Here is a 13219-nt window from a genome sequence, read left to right as displayed (position 1 = left end):
ACACATTATCGGCGTGGCGTCCCCAAGGGGATTCGAACCCCTGTTACAGCCGTGAAAGGGCAGTGTCCTAGGCCTCTAGACGATGGGGACACGAAAATGCCGCACCAGGTGATAAAACCCGGCGCTTCTTTCGTATCAGCGTAAGGTTTCCCTTACTGCATCAACAGGTAGCGCTTGCTCGTTTACATCTATCAGACAATCTGTGTGGACACTGCACAATGCGTATCTTGAGGTAAGGAGGTGATCCAACCGCAGGTTCCCCTACGGTTACCTTGTTACGACTTCACCCCAGTCATGAATCACAAAGTGGTAAGCGCCCTCCCGAAGGTTAAGCTACCTACTTCTTTTGCAACCCACTCCCATGGTGTGACGGGCGGTGTGTACAAGGCCCGGGAACGTATTCACCGTAGCATTCTGATCTACGATTACTAGCGATTCCGACTTCATGGAGTCGAGTTGCAGACTCCAATCCGGACTACGACGTACTTTATGAGGTCCGCTTGCTCTCGCGAGTTCGCTTCTCTTTGTATACGCCATTGTAGCACGTGTGTAGCCCTACTCGTAAGGGCCATGATGACTTGACGTCATCCCCACCTTCCTCCGGTTTATCACCGGCAGTCTCCTTTGAGTTCCCACCATTACGTGCTGGCAACAAAGGATAAGGGTTGCGCTCGTTGCGGGACTTAACCCAACATTTCACAACACGAGCTGACGACAGCCATGCAGCACCTGTCTCAGAGTTCCCGAAGGCACTAAGCTATCTCTAGCAAATTCTCTGGATGTCAAGAGTAGGTAAGGTTCTTCGCGTTGCATCGAATTAAACCACATGCTCCACCGCTTGTGCGGGCCCCCGTCAATTCATTTGAGTTTTAACCTTGCGGCCGTACTCCCCAGGCGGTCGACTTAACGCGTTAGCTCCGGAAGCCACGCCTCAAGGGCACAACCTCCAAGTCGACATCGTTTACAGCGTGGACTACCAGGGTATCTAATCCTGTTTGCTCCCCACGCTTTCGCACCTGAGCGTCAGTCTTTGTCCAGGGGGCCGCCTTCGCCACCGGTATTCCTCCAGATCTCTACGCATTTCACCGCTACACCTGGAATTCTACCCCCCTCTACAAGACTCTAGCTTGCCAGTTTCAAATGCAGTTCCCAAGTTAAGCTCGGGGATTTCACATCTGACTTAACAAACCGCCTGCGTGCGCTTTACGCCCAGTAATTCCGATTAACGCTTGCACCCTCCGTATTACCGCGGCTGCTGGCACGGAGTTAGCCGGTGCTTCTTCTGCGAGTAACGTCAATCGTTGCAGCTATTAACTACAACGCCTTCCTCCTCGCTGAAAGTGCTTTACAACCCTAAGGCCTTCTTCACACACGCGGCATGGCTGCATCAGGCTTGCGCCCATTGTGCAATATTCCCCACTGCTGCCTCCCGTAGGAGTCTGGACCGTGTCTCAGTTCCAGTGTGGCTGGTCATCCTCTCAGACCAGCTAGGGATCGTCGCCTAGGTGAGCCATTACCCCACCTACTAGCTAATCCCATCTGGGCACATCCGATGGCGTGAGGCCCGAAGGTCCCCCACTTTGGTCTTGCGACATCATGCGGTATTAGCTACCGTTTCCAGTAGTTATCCCCCTCCATCAGGCAGTTTCCCAGACATTACTCACCCGTCCGCCGCTCGTCACCCAGAGAGCAAGCTCTCCCGTGCTACCGCTCGACTTGCATGTGTTAGGCCTGCCGCCAGCGTTCAATCTGAGCCATGATCAAACTCTTCAATTAAAAGTTCGATTTGCTGAAACAAGTTCAGCGATGCTCAAAGTTACTTCACATCATTCATAATGAATTACTGCTTGGTCACTCTAAGACTTGATATTTTTTGCCACCGAGGTGGCTGATATCGTCTTGTGAGTGCCCACACAGATTGTCTGATAAATTGTTAAAGAGCAGTGAGTTACGCGCTTTCGCTTGCTAACTCGAGGTGGCGTATATTACGCTTTCCTCATTTGATGTCAACCGTTTATTTTCGCGGTCATCATCATTTTTAATTCTTTCCGACTTGTTCACACCGCGTTGCTGCTGCGTTGTTCCCTGTCGATGGAGCGGCATTATAGGGATCCCGATTTATTCCACAAGTGTTTTTTGATCTTTTAATTCCGACTGCCTGTTTTTCGCTCCTTTCGTGGAGTTCTTGTGCGATGAGGCGGTTTTATCAACGATCCTGTGGGGCAAAACTTTGTATTCATTGATCCAAAGACTATATTGCCAGAAGCGATCGTTCTCATAAGAGGGATAAAGATGTCTGACTTTTTACGTTCATATAAAGGAATGCGCCCAAAACTGGGCGAAAGAGTGATGGTTGATCCCACCAGCGTGGTGATTGGTGATGTGGATCTGGCAGATGACGTCAGCATTTGGCCGTTGGTTGCTATTCGAGGGGACGTGAATAACGTAGTGATTGGCTGTCGTAGCAATATCCAGGACGGCAGCGTGCTGCATGTGACGCATCAGTCGGCTCACAATGCCGAGGGCTTCCCTCTTATTATTGGGGAAGATGTGACGGTAGGACATAAGGCAATGCTGCACGGCTGCACGGTAGGTAACAGGGTGCTGGTCGGGATGGGATCGATTGTTCTCGATGGCGCGGTAATAGAAGATGACGTGATGATTGGTGCTGGCAGTCTGGTACCGCCGGGGAAAAGACTGGAGAGCGGCTATCTTTATCTGGGCAGCCCGGTTAAACAGATTCGCGAGCTAACGGCGGCAGAAATCGCGGGGCTTACCTACTCATCAAACAACTACGTTAAATGGAAGGATGAATACCTGTCTGGAGAAGACAAGTAGCCCCCTTCTTATTACCCAGGGGATCGGCAAACGATCCCCTGATGAATTATACTGCCAAATCCTGCTTCAACTGCGCTAATACAGGTTCAATTTCCGGCATCACGCCATGCCATAAATTGAAAGCATGTGCAGCTTGCCCCACCAGCATCCCTAAACCATCGGCCGTTTGCTCCGCACCGTGCTGTTTTGCCCAGGCAATGAACGGCGTTGGGCCAGCCTGATAGAACATATCGTAAATGCGGGTTTGCGGTGTGATGACTGATGAAGGCACGGCAGGCACCTCGCCTTTAATCCCGGATGCGGTCGCGTTGATAACTAAATCAAACGATTCGCCGCCTAGGTCTGCCAGCGCAATGGCATTGATATCGCCTTTGGCTTCGAAAATTGTATGCAGGTGCTGAGCACGCTCGAAGGTGCGGTTAGTCACAACAACGCGGCAACCGAAGTCCAGCAACGGGAGAATAACGCCGCGCGCCGCGCCGCCTGCGCCTACCAGCAGAACGCGGTCGCCTGACTTGAGCATCCCCAGACGCTGAAGATCGCTAATCATGCCGATGCCGTCGGTGTTATCGCCAAGCAGTCTGCCATCATCAAGCTTCTTCAGTGTGTTGACTGCACCACTTAGTGCAGCGCGGTCCGATAGCTCATCCGACTCGGCAAACGCGCGTTCCTTAAATGGAACAGTAATGTTCGCACCTTTTGCGCCATTGGCAAAAAAGCCGCGCAGCGTTTCTTCAAACTCTTCATGCGGCGCCAGGACGGTACCGTACTGGTGTGCTATCCCTGTCTGCTCCGCAAAGAGAGCGTGAATGCGCGGTGATTTGCTATGACTGATTGGATTACCGAATACAGCAAAAGATGACATGACAGCTTTCCTTAACCTTGACGTATAAGTTCGCCGGTGGCAGCGTCTTTGATTTCAGACGGATTTTCGCGCCCACCGACGAGACCTTCCAATACCGGGAAGTCTGGCCCAAACTGCTGCTTAACGGCATCTGCCGTGCGGCAAGGGGGCTGAGCGCTGAGATTCGCACTGGTTGAAACCAGAGGTTTACCATACTGGCGACACAGTTGTTTTACTAAAGGATGATCGCTAACGCGGACGGCAAGCGAGCTGAAGCGTCCGGTGAGCCATTGCGGTGTATCAGGCTTGGCAGGCATGACCCAAGTCACCGGGCCTGGCCAGGTGGCAAAGATCTGCTCGCGTCTTTCGGCGCTCAGCTGAGAGTCATCGATATAAGGTAAGAGTTGCTCGTAGCTGTCGGCAATGAGGATCAGGCCCTTTTCTCTCGGCCTCTGTTTAAGAGCCAAAAGTGCCTCGACGGCGTATTCACTATCAGGATCGCACCCCAGGCCAAATACGGCTTCGGTAGGATAGGCGATAACCTGCTGGTTTTTTAATGCCTGCAAGATGACAGGCAAATTGAGTTCATTTTCTTTATTCATATCGTTTTCAATCTATTGTCACTACGGCTTTGCCGCAAAGCTTACTGGCACAAAAGAGTTTAATGCCCTGCGCCGTTTTCTTTTCCATTAATAATGGATACTGGCAGAACTCACAGCTCCCCGCGACCGGCTTGTTATTAATAACAAACTGGCAGTCGGGATAACGGTTGCAGGCGTGAAACGCTTTGCCGAACCGCGATTTACGCTGCAACAAATGCCCCTGAAAGCACTGCGGGCAAGGCACGGTAGTCTCTTCAGGTTTATCGATAACTTCTATATGGTCACATTCCGGATATTCGGAGCAGCCAATAAACATGCCGAATCGTCCCTGTCGTAGTACCAGAGTCGCCTGACATTTAGGGCAGTGTTGACCATCAAGGATTTTAACGATGTGTCCATCGGCCTGAGCTTTTAGCGGGCGAATATGCTGGCATTCAGGATAATTGGAGCAGCCGAGAAAAGGGCCGTGGCGACCACTACGGATCACCAAATCGGCCCCGCATTCCGGACAGATTTCATTTTGCTTCCCAGCAAAAAGCGTTGCTTTCGTCATACTCTGTGTTTTACCCGTTACCTGAATCAGAACGCTCTAATGCAGATAACCTTCATTAACATCAAATAGCAGCTCTTCCATTTGCTGATAAGCACTTTCATATCCTGGAATATTGAAGAGAACCATCAACACGACCCATTTCAGATCTTCAAGATCGAACTCGTCGGTATCCAGAGCCATAACACGATCGACGACCATCTCCCTGGTATCGACATTCAACACCTTAATCTGTTCCAGAAATAGCAGGAATCCCCGGCAGCTGACGTCTAATCGACTCATTTCTTCATCGGTATAAACTCTCAGAGCAAAAGGGTCTGCATCCAGCATATGCGATGGTGTACCGCCCTCTTGCAGATCAGCAAGTTTTTCAAGCCAATTTAACGCGTTGTGGATATCGGTTCGGTGAAATCCGGCTTCGGTTAAATCATCTGTTAGCCTATCTTGGTCGACACTCATCTCCGCTTCGTTGTGAATGTAAGTTTCAAATAAGTACATTAGTACGTCGAACATGGCCTGCCCTCCTAATTCGGACATAGCCGCCGGATACAGCTGCGATCCATCCTGCTAACTCCAGTTCGAGCAGTTGTCCTGCAACGACTGGCACAGGTTGGCCGGCACGTTCGGCGACGACGTCAACAGGTGTCACCTCATATCCTACGTTAGCCAACACATCGACAAATGGCAATTCAACTTCGGTATCTTCCGCACAAATATTTGCGTCAGGGGCAATTTTTTCTCTTATAAGGCTCGGATTGCCAAAAAATGACGAATTCTCGACGCTAAGCCAGGTCAGACCGCTACCAATATGCTCGGCAATATCGAGTGGGTCTGTCACCAGATATGCCCCCTGCTTGATAAGCCAATGTGCGCCCTCACTATTGGGATTATCCACTGAGCCCGGCAGTGCAAACACTTCCCTTCCCTGCTCAAGCGCACAGCGTGCAGTAATCAGTGAACCACTGCGCAAAGAGGCTTCGACAATCAGCACGCCGACGCTCAGGCCGCTGATAATGCGATTACGCCGCGGGAAGTTATGCGGCAGTGGCGGTGTCTCAAGGGAAAATTCAGAAACCAGCACGCCCCCGTTTTCCAGAATGCGTTCCGCCAGCGGGATGTGGCAACGGGGATGAACATGCTGCAACCCGTTTCCAAGCACCGCGACCGTTTTCCCCTGTGCTTCAAGCGTTGCGCGATGACAGATTCCGTCAATACCCATCGCCAGCCCGCTGGTAAGGGTGAAACCGCTGTTAACCAGTCGTGCAGCAAAGTATTGCGCCCAATGTTCGCCGTAATGACTGCAGTTACGGCTGCCGACCATCGCCAGCTGCGGTGAAGCGAGCAACTCTGGCGGGCCTTTGACGTAAAGCAGCCTTGGCGGTGAGGCAATCTGTTTAAGCAAAGAGGGATAAGCGGGGCTATTGAGCGCAACGAGATGATGGCCTTCCCGCTCGGCCCATCGCAGGGAAGCGCTAATATCTAACGAACGAGGATGGAAAAAAGCGCTTATCTGAGCCTCGGTCAGCCCCAGCGAACGAAGCAAGGCAGGCGTGTGCCGGGGAGTTTCTGCCAAACAGTCGGCCAGTTGACATAACCTCATGACACCTAGCCCTTTTACCTCAGACAACCTGAGCCACACTTCCCGCTGTGCCATGTTGATTATTTCCCGTTAAACGCCGTGCTGGCGCTTTGCTCAATTGATAGACGATGCTGTCAATCAGAGCCGGAAATGTCTAGAATAGAGATTATATATCGTCAATCCTTTGAATAAAGATCCAGAGATTTATGTCCGTATTACAAATATTGCATTTCCCAGACGACAGGCTGCGCATTGTTGCTAAACCAGTCAAAGAAGTTAACGCCGAAATTCAGCAGATCGTGGATGATATGTTTGAAACCATGTATGCCGAAGAAGGCATCGGGCTGGCCGCGACTCAGGTTAACATCCACCAGCGCATCATCGTTATTGATGTGACTGATGATAAGAGCCAACAGCTTGTGCTAATCAACCCTGAACTGCTTGAGCAAAGCGGTGAAACGGGTATCGAAGAAGGCTGCCTGTCTATTCCCGATCAGCGCGGTCTGGTCCCTCGTGCGGCCAACGTTAAGATCCGTGCGCTCGACCGCAACGGCAAGAGCTTTGAGCTTGAAGCCGATGAACTGCTGGCTATCTGTATCCAGCACGAGATGGACCACCTGGTTGGTAAACTGTTCGTTGATTATTTATCGCCTCTGAAGCGTCAGCGTATCCGTCAGAAGATGGAAAAACTGGCAAAACTCAACGCTCGCGGCTAATCGCTGCGCGCTGCGTTGTGTCATTGCAGGTCAGATTTCTGGCCATGCGCTACTGGCTACTCATTACAGGACACGGACTTTGCGGATAATTTTCGCCGGTACACCTGATTTTGCAGCGCGTCATCTTGACGCGCTTTTAACTTCTGAGCACCAAATCGTTGGCGTTTTCACTCAGCCCGACCGCCCGGCAGGACGGGGAAACAAGCTAACGCCAAGCCCGGTTAAGACACTGGCCTTGCAGCACGACCTCCCGGTATTTCAGCCTAAATCACTGCGCCCTGAAGAGAGCCAGCAGTGTGTCGCCTCTCTGCAGGCCGATGTGATGGTAGTCGTTGCCTATGGGTTAATTCTGCCTAAGGCCGTACTGGCGATGCCGAAGCTTGGCTGTATCAACGTGCACGGTTCTCTGCTGCCTCGTTGGCGCGGCGCGGCACCTATCCAGCGTTCGCTGTGGGCCGGTGATGCCGAAACGGGTGTCACTATCATGCAGATGGACGTCGGGCTTGATACCGGCGACATGCTCTACAAGATTCACTGCCCAATTGAGGCAGAAGATACTAGCGCCTCGCTGTATGGCAAACTGGCAGACCTCGGCCCACAGGGCATGCTGCATACCCTGACGCAGCTCGAACAGGGTACGTCCAAGCCTGAAGTTCAGGACGAGTCATTAGTGACCTACGCCGAAAAGCTGAGCAAAGAAGAGGCCCGTCTGGATTGGTCCCTCGGTGCAGAGCAGCTCGAACGCTGTGTCCGCGCCTTTAATCCGTGGCCGGTGAGCTATTTTGTTATCGAAGAGCAGCCGGTAAAAGTCTGGCAAGCGCAGGTTATCGATAGCAATAACAGCGCAGCTAAGCCGGGCACTGTCCTGGCGGCTGACAAAAAAGGTATTCAGATTGCCACTGCGCAGGGCGTGCTGAACATTACCCAGCTCCAGCCTGCGGGTAAAAAACCGATGTCTGCTCAGGATCTGCTGAATTCACGCAGTGAATGGTTCACGCCAGGCACGATTTTAAACTAACAACGCCACCCGGCATCATCTTTACCATCTGGATGCCGGGTTCTGTACTCTTCTTCTCTTTATTTATGCTGGCTACGGTCGGTATGCTGACTGAGGTCAGCTTTTTTAACTATGAAAAACGCATATAACCTCCGCAGCATTGCTGCAAAAGCCATAAGCCAGGTTTTGGATCAGGGCCAGTCGCTGTCGACCGTGCTGCCGGGTTTGCAAAAAAGCATCGCAGATAAAGACAGAGCGCTGTTGCAAGAACTGTGTTTTGGCACATTGCGCGTATTGCCTCAGCTCGAATGGTGCCTGCAACAGCTGATGGCAAAACCCTTGACTGGGAAACAGCGTACGCTGCACTACCTGCTGATGGTCGGTCTATACCAGATGCTGCATACCCGCATTCCTGCACATGCCGTGTTGGCAGAGACCGTTGAAGGCGCCGTGGCGCTGAAGCGTCCTCAGCTCAAAGGCCTGATAAATGGCGTGCTTCGTCAGTTCCAGCGTCAGCAGGTTGATCTGATGCAGCGCGTCGAGAATACTGACAACCGTTATCTGCATCCAAGCTGGTTATTGAAGCGTATTAAAAATGCCTACCCTGACCAGTGGCAGCATATTGTTGATGCCAACAATCAGCGTCCGCCAATGTGGCTGCGCGTAAACCGTCAGCATCATACCCGCGAGGCTTATCTTGCCCTGCTGATCGAAGCCGGCATCGAAGCGCATCCCCATCCTGAATATCCCGACGCGCTGCGTCTGGAAACGCCGTGCGCCGTCACTGCGCTGCCGGGCTTCGAACAAGGCTGGGTTACCGTGCAGGATGCGTCGGCACAAGGAAGCGTTAGCCTGCTCTCTCCTAAAGACGGTGAGTCAATACTCGATCTTTGCTGCGCACCGGGCGGAAAAACCACGCATATCCTTGAAGTTGCCCCCAAAGCGCACGTTCTCGCGGTCGACGTCGATGAAAAGCGTCTCCTTCGTGTACATGAAAACCTGCAACGCCTCGGCCTGCATGCCGAAGTTAAGCAAGGTGACGGGCGTGAGCCACACGTCTGGGCGACCGGAAAAACCTTTGACAAAATTCTGCTCGATGCGCCCTGCTCCGCGACCGGCGTCATTCGCCGTCATCCGGATATCAAATGGCTCCGTCGCGACAGCGATATCGCCGAACTGGCTCGCCTGCAGGCAGAAATTCTTGAAGCTATCTGGCCATGCCTAAAGTCAGGTGGCGTGCTGGTTTATGCCACCTGCTCCATCCTGCCGGATGAAAATAGCGAGCAGATTTCCGCGTTCCTTAAACTGCATCCCGATGCGCAACTGGTAGAAACCGGCAGTCTCAATCAACCGGGGCGGCAGAATCTTCCTGATGCGCAGAGTGGCGATGGCTTCTATTACGCTAAGCTGATTAAAGGCTAACGTCTTTTCGACGGCCCTTGACGACATTTAAGGCAATACAGAGAGTGCTATGAAAATAATAATTCTCGGTGCTGGCCAGGTTGGCGGTACGCTCGCGGAAAATCTGGTGGGTGAAAACAACGACATCACTATCGTTGATACCAATACAACGCGTCTGCGCCAGCTGCAGGACAAGTTCGATCTGCGCGTCGTTCAGGGGCACGGATCCCATCCGCGGGTGCTGCGTGAAGCGGGTGCAGAAGATGCCGATATGCTGATCGCGGTCACCAATTCGGATGAAACCAATATGGTGGCCTGCCAGATAGCCTATTCGTTGTTTAACACGCCTAATCGTATTGCGCGCATACGCTCTCCCGAATACATTCGCGAGTCAGAGAAGCTTTTCCAGCCTGAAGCGGTGCCCATTGATCACCTGATTTCGCCAGAACAGCTAGTCATTGACTACATCTACAAGCTTATCGAATATCCGGGTGCGCTACAGGTGGTTAACTTTGCCGAAGGCAAGGTCAGTATCGCAGCAGTAAAAGCCTATTATGGTGGACCGCTGGTTGGCAGCGCGCTGTCGGCGATGCGCGAACATATGCCGCATATCGATACACGCGTTGCGGCGATATTTCGTCAGGACCGTCCGATTCGTCCTCAAGGGTCGACCATTATCGAGGCCGGTGATGAAGTATTTTTCGTTGCCGCTTCGCAGCATATCCGTGCAGTAATGAGCGAGCTTCAGCGCCTCGAAAAACCCTATAAACGCATCATGATTGTCGGCGGCGGTAACGTCGGTGCAGGTCTTGCACGTCGCCTCGAGAAGAATTACAGCGTGAAACTTATCGAGCGCGATCAACAGCGCGCGGCCGAGCTGGCGGAGCTGCTACAGGATACCATCGTGTTCTACGGCGATGCTTCTGACCAGGAACTGTTGGCTGAAGAGCACGTTGAGCAGGTGGACGTTTTCATCGCCATCACCAACGATGACGAGGCAAACATCATGTCGGCGATGTTGGCAAAACGCATGGGGGCCAAGAAGGCAATGGTGCTGATTCAGCGCAGCGCCTACGTTGATCTGGTTCAGGGCAGCGTTATCGATATTGCTATTTCACCGCAGCAGGCCACGATTTCCGCCCTGCTGGGCCACGTACGCAAAGCCGATATTGTCAGCGTTTCATCCCTGCGCCGCGGTGTGGCTGAAGCCATTGAGGCGATTGCTCACGGTGATGAGAGCACGTCTAAAGTGGTAGGCCGCACGGTTGAACAGATTAAACTGCCACCGGGTACCACCATCGGTGCCGTGGTTCGCGGCAATGAGGTTATCATCGCTAATGGAACAACCCGCATTCAGCAGGGTGATCATGTGGTGATGTTCATCACCGATAAAAAATTCGTTCGTGATGTGGAAAGACTGTTCCAGCCGAGTCCATTCTTCCTATAAACAGTTTACTTAAGTGAAATTTATCAACTAAATAAGCATTTATCGTTAACTTTGGTAGCGGATTGGCTCCAAATAGTCTTTACTTTGACTGACATAAATATGGATTTGCCAAGGAGTTAGTTTATGAGTTTTTTGAAAGAGTTTCGTGAATTTGCCATGCGCGGCAACGTTGTAGACTTGGCAGTCGGTGTAATCATCGGTGCAGCATTTGGCAAAATTGTTTCATCTTTGGTTGCCGACATCATTATGCCTCCGCTGGGTCTGCTGATTGGTGGGGTTGATTTCAAATCCTTCCAGTGGGTACTCCGCGATGCTGTAGGAACGACGCCCGCCGTCGTAATGCATTACGGTATCTTTATTCAGAACATTTTTGACTTCCTGATTGTTGCATTAGCTATCTTTATTGCCATTTCACTCATGAACAAAATGCGTAAGAAAGAAGAAGCAGCGCCGGCCAAACCTGCTGACGACGTCGTATTGCTTACCGAAATTCGTGATTTGCTGAAAGACCAGCAGACGCCTAAGCTTTAAATAACGAATAAAAACTAAAAAGCCATCGCATGTCGATGGCTTTTTTATTGCTTGAACGGGAAGAGCAGTTTTAACGATTTTATGCGGCCATTGCCGTAAAACCGTTAAGACTGCCCTCCCAGCTTGCTGCCTTACCTTTTTTATCTTTCCGACTATAGCTGCCTTTTCCTTTCAGATTCTTTTCTACTCGTTGACGGAACAGCGGATCGTGCAGCAATGCCTGAACGGCGTTGTCTTGAATAACACCTTTCTTATGTTGATAATCGCTCATGTTGACCTCTTTGTGTGATTGAACTGCAGCACCGTGGCTGCGATGACAAATTTATGCCCAATTTTACCGTTTTGCAATATCCCCACTGGCTCCATTTTCGAGCGCCTCAATGATAGAACAACTGCGACTCGAGTGTTCGCCGCCACAACAGGCTGCACTGAGACGCTGCAGTGAATCACGCATGCGGATTAGTTCAGTCAGCTTATGTTCAACCTCGGCGAGACGGCTATCAACGATCGATTTGGATTCCTGGCAGGTATGATGCGCCGGATCGATACGGATCGACAATAACTCACCGATCGTCTCCAACGTGAAGCCGATCGTTTTCGCATAGCGAATGAAGCGCAGCCTCTGAAGACAGTTTTCGGTGTAAAGACGATAACCCGCTTCGCTACGTTCACCGAGCGACATCATGCCCTGTTTTTCATAATAGCGAATGGTATCGGGCGTCACGTCAGCAAGCTTGGCTAATTCACCAATCTTATACATATTATGCTCCATTCAGGTGATTCTGTAGCTTTTCACGGTAAAGCCTGTCGTCCAGGAAGTCAGTATTCATCCCTGCCTGCTGTAGCCGTAGCCTGAGAACCTTTAAACGCTTTTCAGCCTGAACATGATCGTCAGACCCCTCGGCAACCTGCTCCAACAACGTCTGGAGGTCCAATGCCTCTTTTCGGTCCTGAATCTCTGCGGGGACATATCCCGCATTTTTGAGGATACGATAAGCAACGCGCAGCTCCCTGGGAACACCAATGTCGTCATCCAGCACCAAAGGAGCGCCGGCACCGGGAAGGTTGTCGAACTCACCTCTGCTTTGTGCATCAAGGATCTGTCTTTCTGCCCATTGGTCACTGAGAAACATAGGGTCTCCTTCAAACTTTGACGGGTACGGGAACTAGCATAGCGCGATGGACGTAAAGAGGGAAATAGCGGTGACCGGATCGGTTGCATTGCAGTGTATCAAAATTCAGGCGTAAAAAAACCGGGCACTTAGGCCCGGTCTTTTCATGCATCTACAGATTATTCAGCAGTTGCTACTTCTGCTTTTGACTCTGCACGATCAACGAGCTCGATGTATGCCATCGGCGCATTGTCGCCTGCACGGAAACCACACTTCAGAATACGAGTGTAACCACCGGCACGGCTCGCGAAACGCGGGCCCAGTTCATTAAACAGTTTTGCCACGATCTCGTTATCACGAGTACGGGCGAATGCCAGACGACGATTTGCAACGTTGTCGGTCTTGGCAAGAGTAATCAGCGGCTCAACAACGCGACGCAGCTCTTTCGCTTTCGGCAGGGTCGTCTTGATTATTTCATGACGAACCAAAGAGCCGGCCATGTTACGGAACATAGCCTGTCGGTGGCTGCTGTTACGGTTCAGTTGACGACCACTCTTACGATGGCGCATGACCTTATCCTTCTCAGTAAAACCTTAACCTGT

At 51.6% G+C, this 13219-nt stretch carries 15 protein-coding genes, 1 tRNA gene and 1 rRNA gene; 6 read left to right on the top strand and 11 right to left on the bottom strand.

Annotated features, from left to right (window positions below):
- Positions 1 to 14: 14 nt before the first annotated feature.
- Positions 15 to 90 (bottom strand) — tRNA-Glu (locus tag O1V65_RS20415).
- Between the two features lie 143 nt (positions 91 to 233).
- Positions 234 to 1776: ribosomal RNA gene (locus tag O1V65_RS20410) — 16S ribosomal RNA — on the bottom strand.
- A 516-nt stretch (positions 1777 to 2292) separates the two neighbouring features.
- Here O1V65_RS20410 and O1V65_RS20405 point away from each other — a divergent pair.
- Positions 2293 to 2838, top strand: coding sequence for a gamma carbonic anhydrase family protein (locus O1V65_RS20405; protein WP_165428784.1), 546 nt, complete (start codon positions 2293 to 2295; stop codon positions 2836 to 2838).
- A 46-nt stretch (positions 2839 to 2884) separates the two neighbouring features.
- On the opposite strand, the gene aroE is transcribed toward O1V65_RS20405, so the two are convergent.
- From aroE to dprA, 5 genes are read right to left on the bottom strand one after another with little or no spacing between them, the layout of a single operon-like run.
- Positions 2885 to 3703, bottom strand: coding sequence for a shikimate dehydrogenase (gene aroE / locus O1V65_RS20400; RefSeq protein WP_165428783.1), 819 nt, complete (start codon positions 3701 to 3703; stop codon positions 2885 to 2887).
- 11 nt (positions 3704 to 3714) lie between these two features.
- The gene (gene tsaC / locus O1V65_RS20395) at positions 3715 to 4284 is read right to left on the bottom strand and encodes an L-threonylcarbamoyladenylate synthase type 1 TsaC (protein ID WP_017493635.1); all 570 of its coding nucleotides are present in this window, start codon (positions 4282 to 4284) and stop codon (positions 3715 to 3717) included.
- A gap of 7 nt (positions 4285 to 4291) precedes the next feature.
- On the bottom strand, positions 4292 to 4837 hold the full coding sequence (locus O1V65_RS20390) for a DNA topoisomerase family protein (protein ID WP_017493634.1): 546 nt from the start codon (positions 4835 to 4837) through the stop codon (positions 4292 to 4294).
- Between the two features lie 36 nt (positions 4838 to 4873).
- Entirely contained in the window at positions 4874 to 5347 is a 474-nt protein-coding gene (locus O1V65_RS20385) for a DUF494 family protein (RefSeq protein WP_017493633.1), read from the bottom strand.
- Positions 5319 to 6488: a DNA-protecting protein DprA gene (gene dprA / locus O1V65_RS20380; RefSeq protein ID WP_026110764.1), complete on the bottom strand. Its 1170-nt coding sequence runs from the start codon at positions 6486 to 6488 to the stop codon at positions 5319 to 5321. Before dprA ends, O1V65_RS20385 begins: the two co-directional genes overlap by 29 nt.
- A 131-nt stretch (positions 6489 to 6619) precedes the next feature.
- Here dprA and def point away from each other — a divergent pair, with 131 nt between their 5' ends.
- The 5 genes from def to mscL all read left to right on the top strand — a co-directional run bounded on the left by def (position 6620) and on the right by mscL (position 11505).
- Positions 6620 to 7129 carry a peptide deformylase gene (gene def / locus O1V65_RS20375; protein ID WP_017493631.1) on the top strand — a complete coding sequence of 170 codons (510 nt, stop codon included), beginning with the start codon at positions 6620 to 6622 and terminating at the stop codon, positions 7127 to 7129.
- A 52-nt stretch (positions 7130 to 7181) separates the two neighbouring features.
- Complete coding sequence (gene fmt / locus O1V65_RS20370; protein ID WP_192504428.1) at positions 7182 to 8147, top strand: methionyl-tRNA formyltransferase; 966 nt, start codon at positions 7182 to 7184, stop codon at positions 8145 to 8147.
- Positions 8148 to 8258: 111 nt separating this feature from the next.
- A complete protein-coding gene (rsmB, locus tag O1V65_RS20365) occupies positions 8259 to 9548 on the top strand; it encodes a 16S rRNA (cytosine(967)-C(5))-methyltransferase RsmB (protein ID WP_227956459.1) in 1290 nt (429 codons plus the stop codon).
- A gap of 49 nt (positions 9549 to 9597) precedes the next feature.
- Positions 9598 to 10974: a Trk system potassium transporter TrkA gene (gene trkA / locus O1V65_RS20360; protein ID WP_017493628.1), complete on the top strand. Its 1377-nt coding sequence runs from the start codon at positions 9598 to 9600 to the stop codon at positions 10972 to 10974.
- A gap of 123 nt (positions 10975 to 11097) precedes the next feature.
- On the top strand, positions 11098 to 11505 hold the full coding sequence (gene mscL, locus O1V65_RS20355; RefSeq protein WP_084913267.1) for a large-conductance mechanosensitive channel protein MscL: 408 nt from the start codon (positions 11098 to 11100) through the stop codon (positions 11503 to 11505).
- A 79-nt stretch (positions 11506 to 11584) separates the two neighbouring features.
- On the opposite strand, the gene O1V65_RS20350 is transcribed toward mscL, so the two are convergent.
- From O1V65_RS20350 to rplQ, 4 genes are all read right to left on the bottom strand, one after another.
- Positions 11585 to 11776 carry an alternative ribosome-rescue factor A gene (locus O1V65_RS20350; protein ID WP_017493625.1) on the bottom strand — a complete coding sequence of 64 codons (192 nt, stop codon included), beginning with the start codon at positions 11774 to 11776 and terminating at the stop codon, positions 11585 to 11587.
- A 63-nt stretch (positions 11777 to 11839) separates the two neighbouring features.
- Positions 11840 to 12265 carry a Zn(2+)-responsive transcriptional regulator gene (gene zntR / locus O1V65_RS20345; protein WP_017493624.1) on the bottom strand — a complete coding sequence of 142 codons (426 nt, stop codon included), beginning with the start codon at positions 12263 to 12265 and terminating at the stop codon, positions 11840 to 11842.
- Between the two features lies 1 nt (position 12266).
- On the bottom strand, positions 12267 to 12638 hold the full coding sequence (locus O1V65_RS20340) for a DnaJ family domain-containing protein (protein WP_017493623.1): 372 nt from the start codon (positions 12636 to 12638) through the stop codon (positions 12267 to 12269).
- A gap of 158 nt (positions 12639 to 12796) precedes the next feature.
- Complete coding sequence (gene rplQ / locus O1V65_RS20335; RefSeq protein ID WP_013573706.1) at positions 12797 to 13186, bottom strand: 50S ribosomal protein L17; 390 nt, start codon at positions 13184 to 13186, stop codon at positions 12797 to 12799.
- Positions 13187 to 13219: the final 33 nt, after the last annotated feature.

It is taken from the genome of Rouxiella badensis, assembly GCF_026967515.2.
GTDB lineage: Bacteria > Pseudomonadota > Gammaproteobacteria > Enterobacterales > Enterobacteriaceae > Rouxiella > Rouxiella badensis.
Note: the sequence above shows the minus strand (reverse complement) of the source record. Positions and strands in the feature narration are given on the sequence as shown.

Bases quoted from the DNA above. Each gene is read 5' to 3' on its own strand.
- mscL (WP_084913267.1), top strand. From the start codon at position 11,098: ATGAGTTTTTTGAAAGAGTTTCGTGAATTTGCCATGCGCGGCAACGTT.
- trkA (WP_017493628.1), top strand. From the start codon at position 9,598: ATGAAAATAATAATTCTCGGTGCTGGCCAGGTTGGCGGTACGCTCGCG.
- O1V65_RS20385 (WP_017493633.1), bottom strand. From the start codon at position 5,347: ATGTTCGACGTACTAATGTACTTATTTGAAACTTACATTCACAACGAA.
- rplQ (WP_013573706.1), bottom strand. From the start codon at position 13,186: ATGCGCCATCGTAAGAGTGGTCGTCAACTGAACCGTAACAGCAGCCAC.
- zntR (WP_017493624.1), bottom strand. From the start codon at position 12,265: ATGTATAAGATTGGTGAATTAGCCAAGCTTGCTGACGTGACGCCCGAT.
- tsaC (WP_017493635.1), bottom strand. From the start codon at position 4,284: ATGAATAAAGAAAATGAACTCAATTTGCCTGTCATCTTGCAGGCATTA.
- def (WP_017493631.1), top strand. From the start codon at position 6,620: ATGTCCGTATTACAAATATTGCATTTCCCAGACGACAGGCTGCGCATT.
- O1V65_RS20340 (WP_017493623.1), bottom strand. From the start codon at position 12,638: ATGTTTCTCAGTGACCAATGGGCAGAAAGACAGATCCTTGATGCACAA.
- O1V65_RS20350 (WP_017493625.1), bottom strand. From the start codon at position 11,776: ATGAGCGATTATCAACATAAGAAAGGTGTTATTCAAGACAACGCCGTT.
- rsmB (WP_227956459.1), top strand. From the start codon at position 8,259: ATGAAAAACGCATATAACCTCCGCAGCATTGCTGCAAAAGCCATAAGC.
- dprA (WP_026110764.1), bottom strand. From the start codon at position 6,488: ATGGCACAGCGGGAAGTGTGGCTCAGGTTGTCTGAGGTAAAAGGGCTA.
- O1V65_RS20405 (WP_165428784.1), top strand. From the start codon at position 2,293: ATGTCTGACTTTTTACGTTCATATAAAGGAATGCGCCCAAAACTGGGC.
- aroE (WP_165428783.1), bottom strand. From the start codon at position 3,703: ATGTCATCTTTTGCTGTATTCGGTAATCCAATCAGTCATAGCAAATCA.
- O1V65_RS20390 (WP_017493634.1), bottom strand. From the start codon at position 4,837: ATGACGAAAGCAACGCTTTTTGCTGGGAAGCAAAATGAAATCTGTCCG.